This window comes from Streptomyces sp. NPDC003035 (assembly GCF_042888285.1).
In the GTDB taxonomy this organism is placed as follows: domain Bacteria; phylum Actinomycetota; class Actinomycetes; order Streptomycetales; family Streptomycetaceae; genus Streptomyces.
In genome coordinates this window covers 574,113-596,693 of sequence record NZ_JBIAPJ010000004.1, presented here as the reverse complement: position 1 = coordinate 596,693, position 22,581 = coordinate 574,113, and the positions used below count along the sequence as shown (strand labels likewise).

Below are 22,581 nucleotides of genomic sequence, written 5' to 3'. Positions count from 1 at the left end.
AGGGCCGCTGTCACGGCTGTGTGATGAGCCTGTGCCCTGCCTGTGAGTCGGGTTCGCGCGGCAGGCGCACGACGAAGACCGTCCGCCCCGGGACGCTTCTGACCTCGACGTCCCCGCCGTGGGCGACCGTCACCGCGCGGACGATGGCGAGGCCCAGCCCCGTACTGCTGCCGCCGGCCCGCCGCGTCCGGGAGGCGTCCCCGCGCGCGAACCGTTCGAAGACGGAGGGGATCAGCTCGGCCGGAATGCCCGGCCCGTTGTCCTCGATCTCGACGAGGGCGCGGCCGCCCTCCGCTCGTACGCGTGCGGTGACGGTCGTACCGGGTGGGGTGTGGGTGCGGGCGTTGGCGAGGAGGTTGACGAGGACCTGGTGGAGGCGGGCGCCGTCCGCCCGTACCGACACGGCGGTGTCGGGCAGTTCGAGATGCCAGCGGTGTTCGGGACCGGCGGCGCGGGCGTCGGAGAGCGCGTCGACGACGAGCGGCGCGAGATCGGTGCTCTCGTACGAGAGCGGGCGTCCGGCGTCCAGCCGGGCGAGCAGCAGCAGATCCTCCACCAGACCCGTCATCCGGGTGGCCTCGGACTCGATCCGTCCGAGCGCGTGCCGGGTGTCGGGCCCGCACTCCTCGCGGCCGCGCCGGGTCAGCTCGGCGTAGCCGCGGATCGAGGCGAGCGGGGTACGCAGCTCGTGGCTGGCGTCCGCGACGAACTGCCGTACCCGTGTCTCGCTCTGCTGGCGGGCGTGGAGCGCGGAGTGGACGTGGTCGAGCATCCGGTTGATGGCCGCGCCGACCTGCCCGACCTCGGTCCGCGGATCGGCCTCCGGGACGCGCTGGTCGAGGGAGACCTCGCCGCTGTGGAGCGGGAGTCCGGAGACCTGGGTGGCGGTCGCGGCGACCCGGCGGAGCGGCCGCAGCGCGAAGCCGACCAGCGCGCTGCCGGCCAGGGACGCGGCGACGAGGCCGGCGCCGGTGACGCTCACCTCGACGAGGACGAGGGTGGAGAGGGAGTCCTGTACGTCGGTCAGGGGAAGGCCGACGAGGAGGTCGCCGTGGGCCCCGGTGGCGTACTCGACCCGGTAGTCGCCCAGGCCGCCCGGAAGCTCGACGGTGTGCGGCTCGCCGTCGCGCGGGGCCGCGGCGAGGGCGGCGCGCTGAGCGGCGTCCAGGGCCATGACCCTGAACTTCGGCCCGTACGCGCCCTCGACGGGCTCCTGGGAGAGCACCGCCTCGACCACCACACCGTCCACGACGACGGCCCCGAGTGTGCCGATCGGGGCGCCGGGCCCACGGACGAAGTCGAGCGGGTTCTGCGAGTCACTGGGGGTGAGGCCGGACAGCGGGACGGGGGGCCCGGCGGCCCGGCTCGAGACGGTGCCGAGCTGTGCGTCAGCCTGGTCGTACAGATAGGACCGGAACGCGATCGTCGTCACCGTCCCGATCACGGCGGCGACGACCGCGATCAACGCGACGGCGGACACGACGAGCCGCGTGCGCAGCGACCAGGGGCGGCGGCGAATCGTTCGGCCGAGCAGGGACCGGGCGCGGGCGTGGAGGGACCGGGCGCGGGGGCGGAGGGACCGGGCGCGGGGGCGAGCGCGGCCGAGCAGGGGGCGGCCGCGAGGGAGCCGGGGGCGAGCGCGGCCGAGCGGGGACCGGGCGGCGGGCACGGTGGGGCTACTCCCCCGGCTTGATGAGATAACCCGCCCCGCGCCGGGTGTGGATCATGGGGGACCGCCCGGCGTCGATCTTCCGCCGCAGGTAGGAGATGTACAGCTCGACGACGTTGGCCTGACCGCCGAAGTCGTACGACCACACGCGGTCGAGGATCTGCGCCTTGCTGAGCACCCGGCGCGGATTGCGCATGAGGTAGCGCAGCAGCTCGAACTCGGTCGCGGTGAGGTGGATCGAGTCCCCGCCCCGGGTGACCTCGTGGCTGTCCTCGTCCAGGGTCAGGTCCCCGACGACGAGCAGCGACCCGCTGCGCGCCTGCGCGGCGCCGGAACGCCGGATCAGCCCGCGCAGCCGCGCCACGACCTCCTCCAGGCTGAACGGCTTGGTGACGTAGTCGTCGCCGCCCGCCGTCAGACCGGCGATCCGGTCCTCGACGGCGTCCTTGGCGGTCAGGAACAGCACCGGCACCTCCGGCTGCTCGCGCCGCAGCCGGCCGAGCACGGAGAGCCCGTCCATGTCGGGCAGCATCACGTCGAGAATCACCACGTCGGGCCGGAACTCCCGCGCCGCGCGCAGCGCCCCGGCGCCGTCACCCGCGCTGCGCACCTGCCAGCCCTCGTAGCGCAGGGCCATGGAGAGGAGCTCGGCGAGGGACGCCTCGTCGTCCACGACGAGAACGCGGACGGCCGAGCCGTCGGGCCGCAGCATGTCGGTACGCCGGTCCGCACTGCCCCGGGGCTTGGGCTTGGGCTTGGTCGCAGTCATACGGCCACGCTGGCCGGAGGTACTGAGAGCTCCCTTTCCCTTACCTGTGAATTCCCTGAGAAACCTGAGGGAAGAGCGCGGCGCCGTTCTCGTACAGCACCCGGCGCATCCAGTCGTCCCCGAGCCCGAGCCGTTCGAGGGCGTGGAGCTGGTGGGCGTACGGATAGGGGATGTTCGGGAAGTCGGAGCCGAGCAGAACACGGTCCCGCAGCTCCCGCAGCCGGGGGAGTTCGGCGACGGGAAAGGGCGCGAAGCGTTCGCTGAAGTCGGTGAAGGCCATGGTGGTGTCGAGGTGGACGCCTGTGTACCGCTCGGCGAGGTCGAGGAAGTCGGTGTACTCGGGCATTCCCATGTGCGCGACGATCAGCCGCAGGGCGGGATGGCGGGCGAGCAGCCGCCCGACGGGCCCGGGCCCGGTGAACGTGCCCGGGGCGGGCCCGGAGCCGCAGTGGATGACGACGGGTACGCGGGCGTCCTCGATCAGCCCCCAACTCTCGTCCAGGAGCTCGTGGTTGGGATCGAACCCGCCGACCTGGAGATGCACCTTGAAGACGCGTGCCCCGTCGTCGATCGCCCGGCGGACGTACGCGGTCGCGTCCGAGTCCGGGTAGAGGGTGGCGGTGTGCAGACAGCCGGGTGTACGGGCGGCGAAGTCGACGGCCCAGCCGTTGAGCCACGGAGCCATGCCGGGCTTGTGCGGATAGAGCATCGAGGTGAAGGCGAGGACCCCGAACTCGCGGAGGAGAGCGACCCGCCGGTCCTCCTCCTCGCGGTAGGTGATGGGCCACTCCATGCCGGTCAGGGGGCCGACGGAGTCGAAGTACGCCCAGACCTTGTCGAGGACGTTCTGGGGCATGAAGTGGGTGTGGACGTCGACGAGCCCGGGGATCCCGAGCCGCGCGACGAACTCCCGGGGGTCATCCCTTGTCAAAGCCGTAGCTCCGCTCGACCTTGCCGATGTGGACGCTGTAGCTCTCGTACCAGTGCTGCCGGCCGTGCCGCTTGGCCGCCTGGTGCTCGGCGTCGAGCCGCCAGGCGTCGAGGGCCTCGAGGTCACGGAAGTAGGCGACGGTGATGCCGATGCCGCCGGGCGTGCGCGCGGACTCGTGGCCGAGGAAGCCGGGGACGTCCGCGACGAGCTCCCGCATACGGGCGCTGGTCTCGGCGTACCCCTCGGGCGCGTCGGGACGGATCGAGGTGAAGACAGCGGTGTAGTACGGCGGTTCGAGGCCCGCCACCAGGCGTGTGGTCATGTGGATCACCCTCCGCCGGGCGGACCGGGCGTGTCCATACGGACGGCCGGAAGGGATCCAAGTCTTTACGGTTCACGCCTTCAGGTGGGGAACAGCCCGTCCTGGACGTCGGTGTTCGCCTTCCTGACGGGCACGGTGACGGACGGCCTGCCGGCCTCGGCCGCGACGAGCCCCCATCCCCGCATCAGTCGGGTGTCGAGGGCGAGACAGCGCCCTTCGGAGTCGAGCAGGTGCAGGTCGGGTCCCGCTGCGGCGAGAAGACGCCCGGCGACGAGCCCGTCGTCGCGAAGCTCGGTGACGGTGCCGGAGAGCGCGGGCAGCCCCGCGAGGCCGAACGCCTCACCGTGGTCGTACGCCTGGAAGTCCAGGCGCTCCAGGGTCTCGGCCCACCCGGCGAGCCCGGTGGCCCGCCCGTACAGCTCCTCGATCTCGCGGCGGCGCACGTCGGGGGCGGGCAGCTCGTGCCGTACGGCGCGCTTCTGCGCGTACGGGATCCGGTCGGGCACCTTCAGGGCGTGCCGCAGCAGCTCCTCGGTCCGCCGGGCGGCCATGAGCGGCCCCCGCCCGAGCCAGCCGAAGGCGACGGCCCCCTGCTCCAGGAGCCGGGCGTCGCCCCGCTCCTCGGCGGTGATCCCGACCTTGGTCATCCCGGGCCCGAACCAGGCGAGGTAGACGCGGTACGTCCGCGGATCGTCGGCGATCGTGTCGGCGGCGACCGAGTGGGCCCGGTCGAGCCGCGCGCATGCGGGACACTGCGCGCCCGTGGCACGCGGGGGAACGGTCGCTTCGAGCGGGCAGGGGTTGCCGCGGGTACCTGGGCAGAGCCGCCGGCCGACGGCCCGGAAGGAGATCCACTGCCCGTACGCGAGCACGGACACGCGCCCGCCTTCCCAGCGAAGCCCGGGCACACCCCCGGCCCACCGCATCCCGGCACACCGCCACACCATGCGCTCGCTCCGCCCCCTCTGTCGTCACTGCCCAGTCTCGCAGTCGGGCGGCCTGGCATTGCCGCTCCGCTACGGCAGGACGTAGATCCGCGCCCCGTCACCGGCGGACCCGGTCTGCCGCATGCACCCCCGCTCGACGAGCAGCCCGACACAGTCCTGCACCCGCTCGACCGCGAGCCCGGTCCGCTGCGCGATCTCCTCCAGCCGGTACCGCGCCCCACCGCGCACGAGCGCGGGAGCGAGATAGGCGGCGACGGCGTGCACGTCACCGGTGACGGCGAGGTTGTCGGCGTGCCAGGAGGCGAGGAGCTCCTGGGGGGTCATGGCGGGCCGGCCGCGCTGGGCGGGAACGGCGAGCCGCTCGAGGGAGTCGGCGATACGGGAGAGGCTCCGGTTCTGCTCCCGCATGATCGCGATGCGCTCGGCCTCGCGAGCGGCGAACTCCTCGTCCATCCGCAGGTTCCGCTCCTCGAGCCGCACGATGATGTCGGCGACGGCTTGGGGCATGGCGTATCCGGAGTGCACGGGAGACGCTTCGAGGGCGTAGGAACCGTCGCGCTGGATGGTCGCGACGACGTCGGAGACCCAGGCTTTGAAGGGCGCGGCCTCGGGCTTCGTGCAGCCGTTGACGAGCTGGACGAGCCCTTGGAGATTCACCATGCGCATCGACTTCTTGAAGCCGTGACCTGCGATGTTGCGCGAAGCGTCGCTCTGGTCGACGGTTCGTGCAAGATCTCCGACTGATGTCGCGTGGTGCTGCGAGACCGCGTGCTTCAAGGCGTCCCGGGTGTTGGCGTACCCCAGATTCGCGGCCACATCGACGGCCGGGAACCAGTGCGTCCCGTCCGGCATCGTCAGCCTCCGCACGCGCGCGCCCGTCGCCGCGTACACGAAGTCGTTGACGTCGATCGCGTCCTTCTTCTGCCCGTACCGCCCGTACTGCTCGTCCTGCCTGAACTGCTCGTCCATCGAGCATCACCTCCACCGGGAAGCTAGGCCGACGGCATATTCAATTGTCATGACATCGGGGGACGTTCACCCGAAAGAAGAAGGCCCCCGGGGAACCCCGGGGGCCTCACTCTCACCGCGCCGGCAGGACTACCGGGCGACGAACTGCGTCAGGATCGCCTGCACTTCGTAGATGTCGACGCCCTTGGTGAAGGTCTTCTGGACGGGCACGGAGTTGCCGGAGATCCAGATCTTCAGCTCGGCGTCGAGGTCGAACGTGCCGGCCGTCTCCACGGCGAAGTGGGTGATGCTCCGGTACGGAATCGAGTGGTACTCGACCTTCTTGCCGGTGATGCCCTGCTTGTCGACGAGGACGAGCCGCCGGTCGGTGAAGAAGATGGTGTCGCGGATCAGCAGATACGCGGCGTGGATCTGCTCCCCCTGCCCGAGCAGCCGCGCGTAGTCCTGCTGCGCCTGCGCCGGGTCGATCTTGTGCGCGTTCCCGAACAATGCCATGCCCAACCCCCACGATCAGAAGAAGGAACGATCTTCGCACTTCCTCCCCGTACCGACCAGCGCCCCCGACCCTCCGATACGACCCAACGCAAGAAGCCCCCGGATCTCTCCGGGGGCTTCTCAGGCTGTGCACTCGGCAGGATTCGAACCTGCAACCTTCTGATCCGTAGCTCTAGCCGGACCGGTCAGCGACGGCCATTCCGGCTGCTGGGAAGCCCCGAAGGGACGCCATGGGACGGGATCGATTGCTGGGGTTGCGGTACGGGGCTGCTGTACAGCTACCGAAAGGCGGCTACGACCGTCCCCAGCCCAACAAGCAGGGTTCCAACGGCTGTCAAAACCGTGGCCAGGGTTCGGGTGTTGACGCTGGCGTTGCGTTCACTAGGCTCAGGGCTGGTAGGTGTGTCCGGCTTAGCCATAAGGGCCTTCCTACTGTCGGCGCGCCCACTGGGCTCGCGTCGGCTCGGCCTCGCCCCCCACGTCTCGCCAGACTGGGGCGGGGCCACTTTTCGCGAGCGAACCTAACAGCGCGCGCACATTAGCCAGGCGAGCAGACATGTAATCCGGCACGAAGCTGGCGACTCTTAATCGCCACCCCGAGACAATTCACGAACACCAAAACTAAAGAGTAAGTGAAGCAAGCTGAGCTGCGCATATTCCTTTGGCATATGCCGCAGGTGTCCAGAAGGACCCTGTCGGCATATGCCAATGACGCTTGTCGTCCCTGGACAACACGGACATAAGGCACCAAAATGCCCGTCCGATGAGTCGAGCGATTTGGCTGAAACTCGCACCCACTTGTCGCACGCACTCACCTCTACTCCCATCCCGTCTGCCGTCGGCCCACACGTATGTGGAGCGGGCGCGGTGCCGGGCGTCCAGGTGGAGCGCGCCACTGTACGAACGACCTGGACGCCCGGTGCCGTGTCTGCTCGGCTTGTCCTGGGTCGATGGCGGACGGGATGGGAGTTCCCCACCGCCACACCCCACCGGCCGGCACCCGCGTACGGCGCCCCCGCCATCCCGGAGCCGGAGCGCCCCCGCCGGAGGCATGTCGGTGACGGAGAGGGAACCGCGGCGCCGGTTGGGGCTCGGCTCATGCCCTTGGGCCTATCCCACTCGCAGGGGCGGGCGTCGGCGCGGCGGGGGCGGAGCGGGCCGGAGGCAGGAGCGGCGCCCCGAGCGGAGCCGGGAAGCCCGCCCGGCGGAGCGGAACGCGGAGCCGGGTGCTTGATGAGGTAGAGAAACCTGTAACAGCTCTCCCGTTGATCCTCGGCTACGCCGTGGTGAGTGCGTCGGCGATGGCCTGCATGTCGTCGGTGATTGCGTCGGCTTGCGCTTTGGCGAACAGGTCGGCCTTGTGAGGCTTGTTGGCGTATCCGATGACCGTTGTCCCGGCGGCGTGAGCGGCCTGGATGTCCGTGAGCGAGTCGCCGATCAGGGTGCAGTTCGTGACGTCCATGTGCATCCGCTCGGCTGCCGTGATGAGCGGGAACGGGTTCGGCTTCATCAGGTGGGGCTGTCCCGTGGGGCGACCGACGATCTTCGCCACGTGCTCCCCCAAACCGTGCAACTCCATGAATCCGGCAACGCACTCGGCAGAGTTGTTGCTCACCACCGCCACCGGCCTTCCTGAGGTGTGCGCGGCCTGAAGCGCCTCCACTGCCCCCGGTGTCGGGGGGCCGGCCACTGTGACCGCTTCGACTTCTGCGGCCGTCAGCGCCTGCTCGACTTCCTCGCCAAGCTCGGCGCTCGCTTCATAGGCGATGCGCAGAACCTCGATTGGGTCGTCAGTCTCTGCAGCCTTCGCGCCCGCGGCTGCATCCTGGGATGAGACCAGCGCGGTGAGTTGCTTGGCGACCTGGGGGGCGGGCAGTCCGGCGAACACGTCGCACACCGGCCCGTCGAAGTCGAAGAAGATCACTTGTGCGTTCGCCAGGACCGCCGGGAGCTGGTCATCGTGCGTCAAGGTCGAAGTCCCTTCCGATGGTCTCCCAGACGCTGTCGAACCACATGCGGGCCTGCTGCACCTGCTGGGCTCCGCTGGAGGACTCGCCGTCGTTGATCGAGTGGTGGAAGAGCGTGGTGTCCTTGCCGACCAAGTCGTAGATCTCGATGGTCTCGCCTTGGGCAACGACCTTGTTGGGGCGGATCGGGTAGTACCCGAAGAATGCGTCCTCGTTGTTGATCACGTACAGCTTGAAGAACTGCGTGCCGCTGTGTACGCGGACGTCGATCCTGGTCTCGCCTACCAGCCCGAGGTGTTCCAACTCGGTGATGGCGTCCCGGATGCTGCGGGTGTAGCTGACCATGATGTCGTGCATGCGGTCGCGGAGCCGCTTGTCGTCGGCCCCGTCCTCCATGCGTACGGGCGCGGCCTGCGGCACAGACATGTCCGGGACGAGTATCCGCATGGTGATGCTCGACGGGGTGAGCCTGCCGACCCGGATTTTGTCGAGCGGTTCCTGAAGCGCGCCATGCAGGGTCTCGCTGGAGAACCCAGCGAAGTCGATGGTCACCTGATCCTTGGAGAAAGCCTGCTCGACGTACGGCCGCAGCCCCGCCGGCCTCTCGGTTCGGTTGCGGACATAGACGCCGCTGCCCTTGCGGGAGACCACGAGTCCCTCGTCTTCGAGGTCACGCAGTGCGCGCTGAATCGTCGCCCGGGCGAACCCGTAAAGCTCCGTCAGTTTCGCGTGGGACGGGAGCTTCTCACCAGGGCTGAGCCGCCTCGTTCGGATGGCAGCGCTGAGGCTGCTGGCCACCTGCTCGTAGGGGGCTCGGTCGTCGTCGGGGTCTAGCGGCTCGGGGACGAAGGTCATGGGTCGATGGTAGGCGACACCCCTGAGGCAGGACAGTCATGCCAGTCATGTTGTTGACATGGCTAGCCATGTCTCCTATCTTCGAGATGTGACCAACCAGGATAGCCAGGTTGGTCATCTAGCTCCTTCCTGCCATCTCCAAGGAGAAGCCATGCCCTCGTTCAAGGTGGACACCTCGACCGCCGTGGTGTTCGTGGCCACTGCCCCCGTCCCGAAGCTCGTGAGCAAGCAGACCGGTGAGCGTGCGATGGACCGGGAGACCGGCGCCGGCCTCTCGACCGTGGGTCTGCTGATCTCGGACGAAGGTGAGGGCAACCTCTACCAGGTGACCGTCCCGGAGACCGGCCTCCCCGACAACCTCGCGCCGGGCATGCCGGTGTCGGTGATCGGGCTCAAGGCCCGGGACTGGGAGAACACGTTCAACGGTCAGACCCGGCACGGCATCTCGTTCCGGGCCGTCGCGGTCACGCCGATGGGGGCCTGATCATGGCGGACCTGTCGCCCTTATGGGAGGTCGGCCTCCCGCTCGCCGGGGCCGGTGGTCTCGGGTATGCGAAGGTGCGGGCGCCTCGGGTGTTCTGGTCGCTGGTCGGACTGCCCATCACGCAGGTGCGGTTCGCGATGTCCTACCGCTCGACGATGGACGTGTGCGGGCTGACCGTTCAGCCCTCCCGCTTCCGCGCCTTCCTCGTCCGCAGCGTGGCCCGTCGCAGCGACGTCCAGCCTGTGCCGCCGAAGATCCGCCGGGTACGGGGCACCTCGACCGGGATGCGGGTCACCCTCCGGCTTCCGGCCGGTCTGGAACCCGCCGACGTGATGGCCGCCTCCGAGCGGCTCCGGCACGCCTGGGGCGTCCACTCGGTCAACGTGATCGAGACCAAGCCCGGGTTCGTCGAGCTGCGGATGACCGGCTATGACGTCCTGCGGCGGGTGAAGATGCCGCGCCGCTCGCGCTGCGGGCCGATGACGGTTCCGGTGGCTCTTCGGGAGGACGGCACCCCGTTCGTACGCGATTACTTGAAGGTCCCGCATGCGCTGACGCTCGGCGCCAACCAGTCGGGCAAGTCGATGTATCAGCGCAACCTGATCGCCGGGCTCGCCCGCCTGGACGTCGCGCTGGTCGGGATCGACTGCAAGCGCGGTGTCGAACAGCGCGGATACGCACCCCGGCTCTCGGCTCTCGCGGTCACGCCCGAGGAAGCGTCCGGGCTTCTGGACGCGCTCGTGGAGGAGATGGAGGCCCGCTTCGACCTGCTGAGCGAGCAGGGTGCCGCTGATGTGTGGGCGCTGCCCGAGGCGGTGCGGCCGGTGCCGGTCGTGGTCCTGGTGGACGAGGTCGCGGAGCTGTTCCTCGTGGCGGGGAAGAAGGACGAGGAACGGCGGGACCGGATGGTCATGCAGATGATCCGCCTGGGTCAGATGGCCCGCGCGGCCGGGATCTTCCTGGAGGTCTGTGGCCAGCGGTTCGGCTCCGACCTCGGCAAGGGCGCCACCACGCTCCGCGCGCAGCTCACCGGACGTGTCGTGCACCGGGTCAACGACAAGCAGACCGCCGACATGGGCCTGGGTGACATCGCCCCGGACGCGGTGGTCGCGGTGACGACGATCCCGCCCGACCGGCCCGGTGTCGCGGTGGCCGGCGACTCCTCCGGCGGCTGGTCCCGCATCCGCACCCCCGAGCTCAGCGCGGCCGATGCTGCCGCCACATGTGCCCAGTTCGCGCATCTGACCCCGGCCCTTCGGCGCCTGGCCGCCTACCGGCCGGTGCAGCTCATCGCGGGCAAGCCCGTCCCGCCGATGCCGCTGTTCAAGCCGTTCCCGGCAACCGACTGACCTCCCCTTCCTCCCGGTTGGCGTGACCGACTCGCGCCAGGTCCCTACCCGACCCATGCCCGAAAGGAGGTGAACCGTGTTCCGAACCTTCCGCTTCGACGCCGTGCTCATCCAGGCCGTCATCGCAGGTGCCTTGTCCTTCGCCCACCTGCACGACCTGGCTGCGGCTGCCGGGCAGGACGGCTGGAAAGCCTGGGCCTACCCGGTCAGCGTCGACCTGCTGATGGTCGCCGCCTGGCGCCGAATGCGAACCGATACGTCCAACCGTGACGCCTGGCTCTGGTTCACCATCGCCCTCGTCGCCTCGCTCGGCGCCAACGTCGCCACCGCCGGAATGCTCGACATGAACCATGTCCCGGCCTGGCTGCGCATCCTCGTCGCCGGATGGCCCGCTCTCGCGTTCCTCGGCGGCACCCTCCTCGCCCACGCACCGGCTCCGAAGCCGGAGCCGGAGCCGGAGCCCGTGGAAGAGCCCGACCGCGAACCTGTGTCGGATCTGACCGTGGAACGTGCCCCGGAACCGGCTCCCGAACTGCCGCCGGCCGATCCCGCCCGCGAGGAAGCCCCGCCCGAGCCTGCCCCCTCGGCGCCTGCCGTGCCTGTGCCGCCCGCGCTGCTCGACCACGCCCGGAAGATCGCGGACGCCCACCACGCCCAGACCGGCGCCCCGATCGACGCGGCAACCCTCCGCGCTCGCCTCGGCGTCCCGCCCGCGCTCGCGGACTCGATCACCCTCCAACTCGCCTGACCTGAAAGGAGAGACCGTGCGCCCGAACCGCTTCCACAACGTCGCCCGCTTCGGCCCGGTCCGCGTCGGCACCCACCACGACGGCCGCGGCCGCACCAAGCACACCGCCGTGTGCACCGCCCCCGGCTGCGACTTCTCCGCCGACTACTTCACCCGCGCCGCCGCCGAACTCGCCGCCCGCACTCACCGCTGCAAGGCCTGAGAGGAGCAAGATCCGTGTTCTTCGCCCCGAAGTACCCCACCGCCGACACCTACATCCCGGTCCAGCCGGTGACCGAGCACACCGCCGCCCCTGTGCCGCTCACCCCGGCCCCGGCCCCGGTTGCCCCGGCCCGTACGACGGTCCAGCTCACTCCCGGAAGCGCGCTCGCCCTCGCCGCCGGTGGCGGGGCCGTCGTCCTGGTCGTCGGCGCCGTCCTCGTCTCCCTGCTCCTGGCCGTCGCCATCACCGGCGTCTCCGTCGCCGTCATCGCGGTCGTCCTGCGAATGCTCATCCGCGACATGCAGAAGGGCCGGTGACCGTGATGGATACGTACACGATCGCCGCTGCCGGGTTACCGGCCCTGGGCTGGGCCCTCCACGGCAGCATGCTCGCCCGCCGCTTGGCCACCGCCCGCCGAGACCCGCTGACCGGCCTGCACACCCGCGCCGGATTCACCGCCCGCGCCGACCATCTCCTGACCCGGAACGCCAACACGCTCGTGGTCCTGGTCGACCTGGACGACTTCAAGGCCATCAACGACACCCACGGTCACGCGGCAGGAGACGCCGTCCTCGCCGCGACCGCCGCCCGTCTCACGGTCTGGTGCGGGCGCCACGGGATCGCCGCCCGCCTTGGTGGGGACGAGTTCGCCGCCATCGTCACCGACCCCGGCCACACCGCCGGCCTCCCGGCCCTCCAGGCCGCCCTCGACGAGCCGGTCACGCACGACGGCCACACCCTGCGGGTCTCGGCGTCGGTCGGGCACTGCCACCGCGAACACCTGCCGGTCCCGCTCCTCACCGACGCCCTGTCCGCCGCCGACATGTCGATGTATGCGGCCAAGGGCCACGGCAGGCGCAACACACGCTGAGCGCCCCCGGAGCGGCCTCGGTCGCCAAACTTCCGCCGCCCCGGGCGCCTGAACCCCACTTCAGATCCAACGGACCCGAAAGGGAGGACTCATGATGCCCCAGCCCACGACCACGCGCGTCTGCCCTCACTGCGACGGCTTCCCCGTCGTCCACATCACCACCGGAAGCATCACCCCAGACGGCCGGCGCCACACCCTTCCCGCGACCTGCCCGGCCTGCAAGGGCACCGGCACCCGCACCGTGACGGCCGCCCTCGTTCGCGCCGGGAAGTGACCACGTTGACGGATACCGCCGCCGCGGCGGGCCTGGACCCGGCCACGTTGAGCGATCTGCTCCGGGTGGCCGGGTCACCCGGCTTCGACCGCCTCACCGACCAGATCCGCCGCACCGGAGGATGCGCCGCCCCCATCCGCCTCGCGGGCGGCACCAAGCTCCTCGACCCGGCCACGAAGACCGTGCTCCACGCCTACACCACCGACAACGAGCCCGGAGGCGTCCTGCGGGTCGCCTGCGGCAACCGCCGGGCCTCCCGCTGCCCTGCCTGCGCCTGGACCTATGCGGGGGACACCTACCACCTGATCCGCGCCGGGCTTGTCGGCAACCCCGACAAGGGCACCCCGGAGACCATCCGTGACCACCCCCGGGTCTTCGCGACCCTGACCGCTCCGTCCTTCGGTCCGGTTCATAACCGGCCCGGCACCCGCCCGTGTCGCTGCGGGAAGCAGCACCAGGAGGACGCGCCCGAACTCGGCACCCCGCTCGACCCGGACACGTACGACTACGTGGGCGCGGTGCTGTGGAACAACCACGCCTCCGAGCTGTGGCGCTACTTCACGATCTACCTCCGCCGCGAGATCGCCGCCCGCGCCGGCCTCACCCAGAAAGCCGCCCGAGAACAGTCCCGCGTCTCCTTCGGCAAGGTCGCCGAGTACCAGAAGCGCGGCGCCGTCCACTTCCACGCCGTCATCCGCTTCGACGGCCCCGAAGGACCCGACAGCCCACCCCCGGCCTGGGCCACCCTCGACCTCCTCACCGACGCCATCCGAGCCGCCGCCACCCGCGTCCAGGTGGTCGTACCGGCCGCCCCGGACCACGGCGTCGGCCAAGACCTGACGCTCACCTGGGGCACGCAGCTCGACGTCCAGCCCATCGGCGCCTTCGGCCAGGGCGAGGAGCTGACGGAACAGGCGGTCGCCTCCTACGTCGCCAAGTACGCCACCAAAGCCGCCGAGTCCACCGGCAGCGTCGACCACCGGGTCGGCAACAAGGAGGCACTCGTACTCCTCGACGTCCCCGACCACCCCCGGCGCCTCATGGAAGCCTGCATGGTCCTCGATGCGGCCTATCCAGACCGGCGCCTGCGCGCCTGGGCTCACATGCTCGGCTTCCGCGGCCACTTCTCCACCAAATCCCGCCGCTACTCCACCACCCTCGGCGCCTTACGCCAGGTCCGCGCCGACTACCGCGCCCACCAGCAACGCGCCTCACTCGGCCTGCCCGACCCCGACGAACACCCCGAGACCACCACCCTCGTCGTCGCCCACTGGACCTACGCCGGCCACGGCTCCACACCCGGTGAATCCTGGCTCGCCGCCAACATCCGCCGCGACATCCAACACAACCGCGAACACGCCCGCGAAATCCGCGCCGAACTCGACGTGGAAGGGGAGCACGCATGACTGCCGTAGTCATCGAACGGAAGTGGCACACCACAGCTGAGGTTGCCGAGATGCTCGGCTTCGGGCTGTCCAAGACCAAGATGCTCGTGCTCACCGGAGAGATCCGCTCGGTGAAGGTCGGCCGCAACCGCCGCATCCTCCCCGCCTGGGTAGACGAATACGTCGAGCGCGTCGCCGCCGGCGCCGACGGGTGGGCCGCATGAGCGGGAAGCGCGGGAACGGCGAAGGGTCCATCTACGCGTACAAGAACGGCTACGCGGCCTACGTCTGGGTCACGAAGCCGGACGGCAAGCGGGCCCGGAAGTACGCCTACGGGAAGACCCGCGAAGAGGTGCACGACAAGTGGCTCCTGCTCCACGCCGAGGCGAAGAAGGGGCCCGTGGCCACCCGGCACCGCACCCTTGCCGCGTTCCTCTCGTACTGGCTCGACTCGATCGTGAAGCCCAACCTGGCCCCGCTCTCGTACGTCTCGTACGAGGGGTACGTCCGGCTCTACATCGCCCCGCACCTCGGCACGAAGCGGCTCGACAAGCTGACCGTCCGGGACGTGCGCGAGTGGTTGACCAAGCTCGCGACCATCTGCCAGTGCTGCGCGCAGAAGAAGGACGCCAAAAGGGAGCCGGGCAGCCGCAAGTGCTGCGCAGTCGGGGAGTGCTGCGAGTCGTACCCTTCCCGTCGCGTCGTCCAGGGCGCCCGTGACGCGCTCCGCGCCGCCCTGACTCACGCCGTCACCGAAGAGGAGATCGGGAAGAACGTCGCCTCTCTCGTCAAGGTGCCTAAGCCTCGTCGTCGCCGGATCAAGCCCTGGTCCGTCGCCGAGGCGGGCCAGTTCCTGACCGATGCCGCCGCCCGCGATGACCACCTCTTCGCGGCCTGGGTGCTCGTGCTCTGCCTCGGCCTGCGCCGCGGTGAGGTCCTGGGCCTGACGTGGAAGTCCATCGACCTGGAAGCGGGTGAGCTGTACGTCGACCACCAGATTCAGCGTGCCGGGCGTCAGATCCTCCACCGGGAGACCAAGACCGAGGACTCCGACGACTTCCTTCCCCTGCCGGCGCTCTGCCTCAAGGCCCTGCGGATGCGTCGTGCCCAGCAGCTCGGCGACCGGAAAGCCGCCGGGGAACTCTGGCAGGACGGCCATGACCTGATCTTCACGACGAAGTACGGCACGCCGATCGAGCCGGGGAACCTGACGCGGATGTTCGCGCTGCGGGCCCGCCGCGCCGGCCTCCGGGTGATTCCGCTGCGGAACACTCGGCACACGTGCAGCTCGCTCCTGGTCGCACTCAAGGTCCACCCGAAGGTGGCACAGCGCATCCTGCGGCACTCGCAGATCGCTATGACGATGGAGGTCTACGCCGAGGCGAGCGAGGAAGCTGTACGCGCCGCGATCGGCAAGCTGTCCGACGCCGTGGGTGGTGACGGCTGACGCGGTTGCTGTACTTCGCTGCTGTACGGCCCCGCAACGCAAGAGGCCCGGACTCTCGTCCGGGCCTCTCACCTGTGTGCACTCGGCAGGATTCGAACCTGCAACCTTCTGATCCGTAGTCAGATGCTCTATCCGTTAAGCTACGAGTGCTTGTGCTTCTCGGCTTTTTTCTTGCCGGTCGGCGTTGCGTGGACAACATTACATGACCTGCGCCGTAGTGCGAAATCCATTAGGCAAACCCCGCCTGACCTGCGGAAACGTCTTCCGTGCCCTCCTCCTGGGGATCCGTCGCGTCCACCGGACGGGTGACCGTCAGCGGCTCCGCAGCCAGCCGCCAGGGGTCGAAACGGCCGAAGCCCCGGCCGTGTGGGCCGGGGCTTCGGGGTGGGGCGGAGGCGGAGGGATTTGAACCCTCGATGGGCTTTAAGACCCAAACCGCATTAGCAGTGCGGCGCCATAGACCGGACTAGGCGACGCCTCCTTGCACCTTCGCGCGGGCGCGAGTGGTGCGTGCAGATGATGACACAGGCGAGCCGGGTGTCACCAATCGCTATTCACCGTACTAGCCCTCCGGGGCCCAGGGCAAAGCCCCTCGGCCCGTCCCGGTTGCGCAACGAACGGCAGTACGGAGCGTTAGAGGAGACGGGCCCTAGCCCATCGTCCTCATCCGCCTCCCTGGAGTTCGTATGCTGCACCGCCTCGTCCTCGCCACCCTCGCCACCACCGCCGCGGGCGCCGCCGGGCTCGGGCCGGTGCCGCCGTTGTCCCTGCTGTCGCCGCCCGACGTCCTCACCGTGACGATCAGCAAGAGCGGGCACCCGAAAGCCGACGGCACCTACCGGCTCGACTGCGGCAGCAGCAAGCCCGGCGGCGACCACCCCGCCGCCGACCGCGCCTGCGACCGCCTCGCCCGGCTCGCGGACGAGGGGCAGGACCCCTTCAAGCCGGTCGCCAAGGACGCCCTCTGCGGACAGCAGTACGGCGGGCCCGCCCTCGCGCGCGTGACGGGCGACTGGCAGGGACGGGCCGTCGACGCCCGCTTCTCCCGGGCCAACGGGTGCGAGATCGACCGCTGGGAGAACCTGGAGCCCGTACTGCCCCGCCTGCGGGGATGAGGTGAGGATGACGTTCGGATGTTGCCGCGGGCATGAGACCTCCCCCCGCGACCACCGGGGCTGCCCTTAGACTCCTCGCAGTGACAGGCTGCGGCCCGAGGGGCAAGATGGGGCCGGCCAGCCGGGCAAGGTGCAGTGGGTCAGGGAGGAAGCGTCGTCGTGAGCAGCAGGCCATCCCGAGGCGCTGCTCGCCTCGCAGCCATACTTGACGCCCTCCCCGACGGCCTCGTGCTCGTCAACTGCAACGGCACGGTCGTCAACGCCAACACCATCGCCCTCGGCATGTTCGAGACCCCCGGCACCGCGCTCGTCGGGCGAGGGCTGCTCGATCTGCTGCCCGGCTTCGACTCGCGGCTGATCCCGGGCTCCATGCGGCGCCCCGAGGGCGCCGACGAGCGGGGCCGTACCAGGCCGACCCGGATGATCGCCCGGCGTACGGACGGCAGTGAGTTCGCCGTCGAGGTGACCAGCGCCAGCCTCGAGGACGGGCGCGAGGCCTACGACTCGTACAGCGCCTACACCGGCGACGAGCTCCTCATGCTCGTCGTCCGCGATCTCACCGGCACGCTCGACACCGAGGCCGAACTCGCCCGCTCGCAGCGCCAGACCGAGATGATCCTGCGCGCCGCCGCCGAGGGAGTCGTCGGCACGGACACCGACGGGCGCGTCGTCCTCGTCAACCCCGCCGCCGCGCAGATCCTCGGCTTCCGTGCCAGCGATCTCGGCGGCAAGGAGCTGCACCCGCTGATCCTGCACTCGCGGGCGGACGGCGAGCCGTTCGCGTACGAGGAGTCGCCGCTCGCCGACACGCTCAAGTCGGGGCGCAAGCACCGCGTCCGCGGGCAGGTGCTGTGGGCGAAGAACGGTTCACGGGTGCCGGTCGACCTGACGACCGCGCCCGTACGGGACGGTGACCAGCTCGTCGGCGCGGTCATGACCTTCACCGACCGCCGGCCGTACGAGCAGCTCGCCGAGGAGCACACGGCCGAGCTGGCCGGGCTCACCGAGAAGCACGCCGCCGAGCTCGCGGAGCTCACCGAGCGGCACGCGACGGAGGCCACGCGGCAGAAGGAGCGGTACGAGGCGCTGGCCGCCCGGCACGAACAGCTGACGGCCGTGCTCGGCGAGTCGCTGCGCGGGCCCCTGGAGGAGCTGCGCACGGAGCTCGCCACGCTCGCCGCCGACGACGCGGGCCAGCTGTGGCCGGAGGCCAACCAGCTGCTGCACCATCTGGCCGCCGGGTACGCCCGGATGACCACCCTGGTGGACAACGTCCTCGGCTATCAGCGGCTCGACACCGGAGCGGAGACGCTCGACAAGTCCGTCGCCCTGCTCGACGGGATCGTGACCGCGGGTGTCGACGGCGCCGTGGAGCTCATCGGGCCCGGCCGGGCCCAGTTCGCCGTGCACGCGCCGCCGATCGAGGCCGAGGTGGACGCCGGACGGCTCGCGACCGCGCTCGCGCACCTCGTCGCGGACGTGGCCGGCGTCGACTCCACCGGCAAGGCACGGGTCGTGCCGGGCGCGGGATACGCCGACTCGACGATCGTGGTGGCGGCGGCGCAGCGCGGCGATGTCGTACGGATCGAGGTGCGCGGGCCGTACGCCGGCGGCGACCCGGTCCACCAGCCCATCGTGCGCGGGATCGTGGCGGCGCACGGCGGTGTCGTGCAGACGCACGAGGTGCCGGGGACGAGTGGCGGCGCGTACGTCCTGGAGGTGCCGCTCGGCGCCGGCAGGGGCACGGTCGCCGCGCCGCCCGCCCCGCCTGTCCCGCCTGCCGGGGGGCCGGGGCAGGTGCGGGAGGGCGCGCCTTCCGGGGCGCAGCTCGCGCTGCCCGCGCAGGCCTCGGACACCGAAGGGGGCGGACGGCGGCGCGCCCGGCGGGCGTCCACCGATGCCTTCCTGGAGAGCCCGGTCGTCCCGGAGGGCACGGGCGTCGGTACGAACGCCGGCACGGGAGCCGGTGCCGGAGTCGGCACGGGAGCCGGTGCCGGAGTCGGCACGGGAGCCGGTGCCGTCGGGCCGACCGGGCGACGCCGCGGTCGTACGGAGGAGGCTCCGGCCACCCCCGCCGAGCTGATCCCCGCCCAGAGCGCGGGCGAGACCGGTGCTGTCGAGCCGACCGGGCGCCGTCGTGGCCGACCCGCCGAGGGCCGACCCGCCGGGGGCCGACCCGCCGAGGGCTCCGTGGTGACGGCGGCCGAAGGTGCGCAGGGTCGTGCCGCGCGCGGGGACGCCGTGCCCCCGCAGGGTGTTCCCGTACCCGCCCAGGGCGCCCCCGCCGAGGCCCCCGCCTTCGCCCGGGCGGCCCTGCCCGCCGTCGCGAGTGGCGAGCAGGCGACCGAGGACCGGCCCACCGGCCGGCGGGCGCGTCGCGCGCTCGCCGCGCAGGAGCGGACGGCGGCCGCCGAGGCCGGGCCGCGTACGCCGTTCGCGCTGCCCCCGGCCGACGCGGACCGCGCGCAGGAGCCGGCGCCGCAGGCAGCGCCGCAGGCAGCGCCGCAGGCGATGCCCGGCGCTCAGCCCATCCCGCAGCCGATGCCGATGCCGGTGAGCGACGAGGGGCGGCACGACGCCGCGCACGTGGCGCCGGATGCCGACCACACGCCTCCTCAGCCGCACCCGGTGCCCGGGCCGACCGGTCGCCGCCGGGGGCCTGGTGGCGCCGACGAGACCCGTACGGGCACCGGATCCGTACCGCTGCCTCCGGAGACGCCCGCGCCCGCCCAGCCTGTCGCGCCCGCTGCGCCGAAGGACGCGACGCAGAGCGGTCGCGCGTTCAGCGTGCGGACGCTCGGGCAGGGTGTTCCCTTCGCCCAGCAGATCGCCGCCCAGCAGACGGGCGCACAGCAGACGGGCGCACAGCCGACGGGGGCCCAGCCGGCCGGGCCCCCGCACACCGGAACCCAGGCCACCGGAACCCAGGCCACCGGGCAGAGCAACGGCTCCGGGCGTCGGCGCAAGCTCGCCACCCCGCCCGAGGGCGACCGTCCGGTCCCGGCCACCACTCCCGTACCCGCGGCCGCGGCCCCGGCGGAGCCCGCCGCCAAGCCGCACCCGCAGTCCAAGCTCGCCCCGCTCGCTCCGGCGGCCCCCGAAGGGCGTGCCTACGCCATAGGGGCACCCGCCGAGGGCGCCGCCGAGGGTCCCGAGCCGCTCGACGGCCCCGGGGGCGCGGTCGAGGTCGCCAACAAGCCGCTGCCGCAGCCCGTCGACGACGAGCTGCCCCCGGAGCCGCTGGACAACCCGCGCCGACTGCTCGTCTGGCCGGCGCCGGACGTCTCCACGCAGCAGGCGCTGAGCGACCGCGGTTACCGTCCGGTGATCGTCCACTCCCGCGAGGAGGTCGACGCCCAGATCGCCGCCTTCCCGGCCGCGCTCTTCGTCGACCCGCTGACCGGGCCCATCACCCGGACCGCGCTCCAGTCGCTCCGCCAGGCCGCCGTCGCCGCCGAGGTGCCCGTGCTGCTCGCGGCCGGGCTCGGACAGGCGACGCGGGAGGCGGCGTACGGCGCCGACCCCGCCGTACTCCTCAAGGCGCTGGCACCCCGCGACAGCGAGCAGCACCCGTCGCGCGTGCTGCTGATCGAGGAGAACGAGGACATCGCGCTGGCGCTCGCGGCGACCCTGGAGCGGCGCGGGATGCAGGTGGCGCGGGCGGCGACGGACACCGAGGCGGTCACGCTGGCCACGCAGGTCCGGCCGAACCTGGTGGTGATGGACCTGATGCAGGTACGCCGCCGCCGGGCCGGGATCATCGACTGGCTGCGGGCGAACGGGCAGTTGAACCGCACGCCGCTCGTCGTCTACACCTCCGCCGGGCTCGACGAGGAGGAGCTGCCGACGCTGTCCTCCGGCGAGACGGTCCTCTTCCTGGCGGAGCGCTCGACGAGCAACGAGGTGCAGGCCCGGATCGTCGACCTGCTCGCGAAGATCGGCACCAACTAGCTCCGTAGAGCCGGTTGGTGCCGATGAGGGGTGTGAGCTCGGGTCAGGGCCCGGGGCGGGCCCGGGTGGGATCTCGGCCGAGGGCTCGGGTCAGATCTGGGTCACGTCCAGCTCGCCCTCCGCGTACTGCTTGCGGATCACCTTCTTGTCGAACTTACCGACGCTCGTCTTCGGCACCGCCGGGACGATCGCCCAGCGCTCCGGCAGCTGCCACTTGGCGATCCCGCCCTCGGTGGCGAGGAAGGTCTTCAGCGTCTCGTAGTCGGCCGTCGCGCCCTCCTTGAGGACCACGGTCGCGAGCGGGCGCTCGCCCCACTTCTCGTCCGGCACGGCGACAACGGCGGCTTCGGCGACCTCGGGGTGCGCCATGATCGCGTTCTCGAGCTCGACCGACGAGATCCACTCGCCGCCCGACTTGATGACGTCCTTGGCGCGGTCGGTGAGGGTGAGGTAACCGTCCGGGCTGATGACGCCCACGTCGCCGGTCTTCAGCCAGCCGTCCTCGCTGAACTTGTCGGCGGGGCGGATCGCCTCGCCGTCCACGCCGCCGAAGTACGCGCCCGCGATCCAGGTGCCGCGCACCTCCAGCTCACCGGCCGACTCGCCGTCCCAGGGGAGGTGTTCGCCGCCGGGACCGACCAGTCGGCCCTCGACGCCGGCCGGGAAGCGGCCCTGCGTGACGCGGTACGGCCACTGCTCCTCGTCGGTCAGCCCGGCCGGCGGGTGGGCCATGGTGCCGAGCGGGGAGGTCTCCGTCATGCCCCAGGCGTGGCAGAGGCGGACGCCGAGCTTGTCGTACGCCTCCATGAGGGAGGGCGGACAGGCCGCGCCGCCGATGGTGACCTGCTTCATGGAGGAGAGGTCGCGCGGGTTGGCGGTGACCTCGGCGAGCAGGCCCTGCCAGATGGTGGGGACGGCGGCGGCGTGGCTCGGCTTCTCGCGCTCGATCATCTCGGCGAGGGGGGCCGGCTGCAGGAACCGGTCCGGCATGAGCATGTTGATGCCGGTCATGAAGGTGGCGTGCGGCAGGCCCCAGGCGTTGACGTGGAACTGCGGGACCACGACGAGGGTCGTGTCCTTGTCCGTCAGGCCCATCGACTCGGCCATGTTGACCTGCATGGAGTGCAGGTAGATGGAGCGGTGGGAGTAGACGACGCCCTTCGGGTCGCCGGTGGTGCCGGAGGTGTAGCACATGGCGGCGGCCGTACGTTCGTCGAGCTCGGGCCAGTCGAAGGTGGTGGGTCGGCCCGCGATCAGCTCCTCGTAGTCGTGCACGCGCGGCGCCACGCCGTCCAGGACGGAGCGGTCGCCCGGGCCCGCGACCACGATGTGCTCGACGGTCGGCAGGTGCGGCAGCAGCGGCGCGAGGAGGGGGAGCAGGGAGCCGTTGACGAGGACGACCCGGTCGGCGGCGTGGTTGACGATGAAGACCAGCTGCTCGGGGGGAAGCCGCAGGTTGAGCGTGTGCAGGACCGCGCCCATGGAGGGGATCGCGAAGTACGCCTCGACGTGCTCGGCGTTGTTCCACATGAGGGTGGCGATCCGCTGGTCGCCGGTCACGCCGAGCTCGTCGCGCAGGGCGTTCGCCAGCTGGGTCGCGCGGGCTCCCGTCTCCGCGAAGGTACGGCGCTGCGGCTCCGGCTCACCGGTCCAGGTGGTGATCAGTGACTTCCCGTGGATCGTCATCCCGTGCTTCAGGATGCGGGTCACGGTCAGCTGTACGTCCTGCATGGTGCTCAGCACGGCGTCCTCCCGGTGGGCGCTACGTGGCCGTAGTAAGGGTGTGCAGATTCTGCGCACATACCACGCGGTATGTCACTACCCGGGAGTA

At 71.0% G+C, this 22,581-nt stretch carries 22 protein-coding genes and 2 tRNA genes; 12 read left to right on the top strand and 12 right to left on the bottom strand.

Translation table 11 applies throughout. The features are described 5' to 3' along the window. Positions 1–10: 10 nt before the first annotated feature. The 9 genes from ACFYV5_RS15985 to ACFYV5_RS15945 form a co-directional block, all read right to left on the bottom strand. Positions 11–1,534, bottom strand: coding sequence for a sensor histidine kinase (locus tag ACFYV5_RS15985; RefSeq protein WP_389168961.1), 1,524 nt, complete (start codon positions 1,532–1,534; stop codon positions 11–13). 142 nt (positions 1,535–1,676) lie between these two features. After that, positions 1,677–2,438 carry a response regulator transcription factor gene (locus ACFYV5_RS15980; protein ID WP_389168753.1) on the bottom strand — a complete coding sequence of 254 codons (762 nt, stop codon included), beginning with the start codon at positions 2,436–2,438 and terminating at the stop codon, positions 1,677–1,679. Positions 2,439–2,478: 40 nt separating this feature from the next. Then, positions 2,479–3,369 (bottom strand): amidohydrolase family protein, encoded by an 891-nt coding sequence (locus ACFYV5_RS15975; RefSeq protein WP_389168751.1) that lies wholly within the window; start codon positions 3,367–3,369, stop codon positions 2,479–2,481. Further along, the gene (locus ACFYV5_RS15970) at positions 3,356–3,691 is read right to left on the bottom strand and encodes an antibiotic biosynthesis monooxygenase family protein (RefSeq protein ID WP_389168749.1); all 336 of its coding nucleotides are present in this window, start codon (positions 3,689–3,691) and stop codon (positions 3,356–3,358) included. The genes ACFYV5_RS15975 and ACFYV5_RS15970 overlap by 14 nt, the downstream gene beginning before the upstream one ends. A gap of 80 nt (positions 3,692–3,771) precedes the next feature. Next, a complete protein-coding gene (locus ACFYV5_RS15965; protein WP_389168747.1) occupies positions 3,772–4,638 on the bottom strand; it encodes a DUF2797 domain-containing protein in 867 nt (288 codons plus the stop codon). 69 nt (positions 4,639–4,707) lie between these two features. Then, positions 4,708–5,607 (bottom strand): Bro-N domain-containing protein, encoded by a 900-nt coding sequence (locus tag ACFYV5_RS15960; protein ID WP_389168746.1) that lies wholly within the window; start codon positions 5,605–5,607, stop codon positions 4,708–4,710. Between the two features lie 129 nt (positions 5,608–5,736). Continuing rightward, entirely contained in the window at positions 5,737–6,102 is a 366-nt protein-coding gene (locus ACFYV5_RS15955) for a PH domain-containing protein (RefSeq protein WP_355110824.1), read from the bottom strand. A gap of 1,276 nt (positions 6,103–7,378) precedes the next feature. Further along, positions 7,379–8,071: an HAD family hydrolase gene (locus tag ACFYV5_RS15950; protein ID WP_389168744.1), complete on the bottom strand. Its 693-nt coding sequence runs from the start codon at positions 8,069–8,071 to the stop codon at positions 7,379–7,381. Continuing rightward, positions 8,058–8,924, bottom strand: coding sequence for a GntR family transcriptional regulator (locus tag ACFYV5_RS15945; RefSeq protein ID WP_389168742.1), 867 nt, complete (start codon positions 8,922–8,924; stop codon positions 8,058–8,060). Before ACFYV5_RS15945 ends, ACFYV5_RS15950 begins: the two co-directional genes overlap by 14 nt. Before the next feature lie 151 nt (positions 8,925–9,075). On the opposite strand from ACFYV5_RS15945, the gene ACFYV5_RS15940 reads away from it, so the two are divergent. The 10 genes from ACFYV5_RS15940 (at position 9,076) to xerC (ending at position 15,684) form a co-directional block, all read left to right on the top strand. Beyond that, on the top strand, positions 9,076–9,408 hold the full coding sequence (locus tag ACFYV5_RS15940) for a hypothetical protein (RefSeq protein WP_389168740.1): 333 nt from the start codon (positions 9,076–9,078) through the stop codon (positions 9,406–9,408). Between the two features lie 2 nt (positions 9,409–9,410). Then, a complete protein-coding gene (locus ACFYV5_RS15935; protein ID WP_389168738.1) occupies positions 9,411–10,757 on the top strand; it encodes an FtsK/SpoIIIE domain-containing protein in 1,347 nt (448 codons plus the stop codon). Positions 10,758–10,833: 76 nt separating this feature from the next. Continuing rightward, a complete protein-coding gene (locus ACFYV5_RS15930) occupies positions 10,834–11,505 on the top strand; it encodes a DUF2637 domain-containing protein (protein ID WP_389168736.1) in 672 nt (223 codons plus the stop codon). A 16-nt stretch (positions 11,506–11,521) separates the two neighbouring features. Then, entirely contained in the window at positions 11,522–11,707 is a 186-nt protein-coding gene (locus ACFYV5_RS15925) for a mobile element transfer protein (protein WP_389168734.1), read from the top strand. A gap of 14 nt (positions 11,708–11,721) precedes the next feature. Beyond that, positions 11,722–12,024, top strand: a complete 303-nt coding sequence (locus tag ACFYV5_RS15920; protein WP_389168732.1) for a SpdD-like protein — start codon at positions 11,722–11,724, stop codon at positions 12,022–12,024. A gap of 5 nt (positions 12,025–12,029) precedes the next feature. Continuing rightward, the gene (locus ACFYV5_RS15915) at positions 12,030–12,578 is read left to right on the top strand and encodes a GGDEF domain-containing protein (RefSeq protein ID WP_389168959.1); all 549 of its coding nucleotides are present in this window, start codon (positions 12,030–12,032) and stop codon (positions 12,576–12,578) included. Positions 12,579–12,669: 91 nt separating this feature from the next. Further along, positions 12,670–12,852 carry a hypothetical protein gene (locus tag ACFYV5_RS15910; RefSeq protein WP_389168730.1) on the top strand — a complete coding sequence of 61 codons (183 nt, stop codon included), beginning with the start codon at positions 12,670–12,672 and terminating at the stop codon, positions 12,850–12,852. Positions 12,853–12,857: 5 nt separating this feature from the next. Further along, positions 12,858–14,258 (top strand): replication initiator protein RepSA, encoded by a 1,401-nt coding sequence (repSA, locus tag ACFYV5_RS15905; protein ID WP_389168728.1) that lies wholly within the window; start codon positions 12,858–12,860, stop codon positions 14,256–14,258. After that, the gene (locus ACFYV5_RS15900) at positions 14,255–14,461 is read left to right on the top strand and encodes an excisionase family DNA-binding protein (protein ID WP_389168726.1); all 207 of its coding nucleotides are present in this window, start codon (positions 14,255–14,257) and stop codon (positions 14,459–14,461) included. Before repSA ends, ACFYV5_RS15900 begins: the two co-directional genes overlap by 4 nt. After that, the gene (gene xerC, locus ACFYV5_RS15895) at positions 14,449–15,684 is read left to right on the top strand and encodes a tyrosine recombinase XerC (RefSeq protein ID WP_389168724.1); all 1,236 of its coding nucleotides are present in this window, start codon (positions 14,449–14,451) and stop codon (positions 15,682–15,684) included. The genes ACFYV5_RS15900 and xerC overlap by 13 nt, the downstream gene beginning before the upstream one ends. Positions 15,685–15,761: 77 nt before the next feature. On the opposite strand, the gene ACFYV5_RS15890 is transcribed toward xerC, so the two are convergent. Together ACFYV5_RS15890 and ACFYV5_RS15885 are read right to left on the bottom strand one after the other, a co-directional pair. Continuing rightward, positions 15,762–15,834: transfer RNA gene (locus ACFYV5_RS15890), tRNA-Arg, on the bottom strand. Between the two features lie 240 nt (positions 15,835–16,074). Continuing rightward, positions 16,075–16,165, bottom strand: a tRNA-Ser gene (locus ACFYV5_RS15885). A gap of 205 nt (positions 16,166–16,370) precedes the next feature. Between ACFYV5_RS15885 and ACFYV5_RS15880 the strand changes: the two genes are divergently transcribed. Together ACFYV5_RS15880 and ACFYV5_RS15875 are read left to right on the top strand one after the other, a co-directional pair. Then, positions 16,371–16,799 (top strand): SSI family serine proteinase inhibitor, encoded by a 429-nt coding sequence (locus ACFYV5_RS15880; protein WP_355110823.1) that lies wholly within the window; start codon positions 16,371–16,373, stop codon positions 16,797–16,799. A gap of 159 nt (positions 16,800–16,958) precedes the next feature. After that, a complete protein-coding gene (locus ACFYV5_RS15875; RefSeq protein ID WP_389168722.1) occupies positions 16,959–20,750 on the top strand; it encodes a PAS domain-containing protein in 3,792 nt (1,263 codons plus the stop codon). A gap of 90 nt (positions 20,751–20,840) precedes the next feature. Here the strand turns inward: ACFYV5_RS15875 and ACFYV5_RS15870 are convergent, their stop codons facing one another. Further along, positions 20,841–22,493, bottom strand: coding sequence for a long-chain fatty acid--CoA ligase (locus tag ACFYV5_RS15870; protein ID WP_389168720.1), 1,653 nt, complete (start codon positions 22,491–22,493; stop codon positions 20,841–20,843). Between the last annotated feature and the right edge of the window lie 88 nt (positions 22,494–22,581).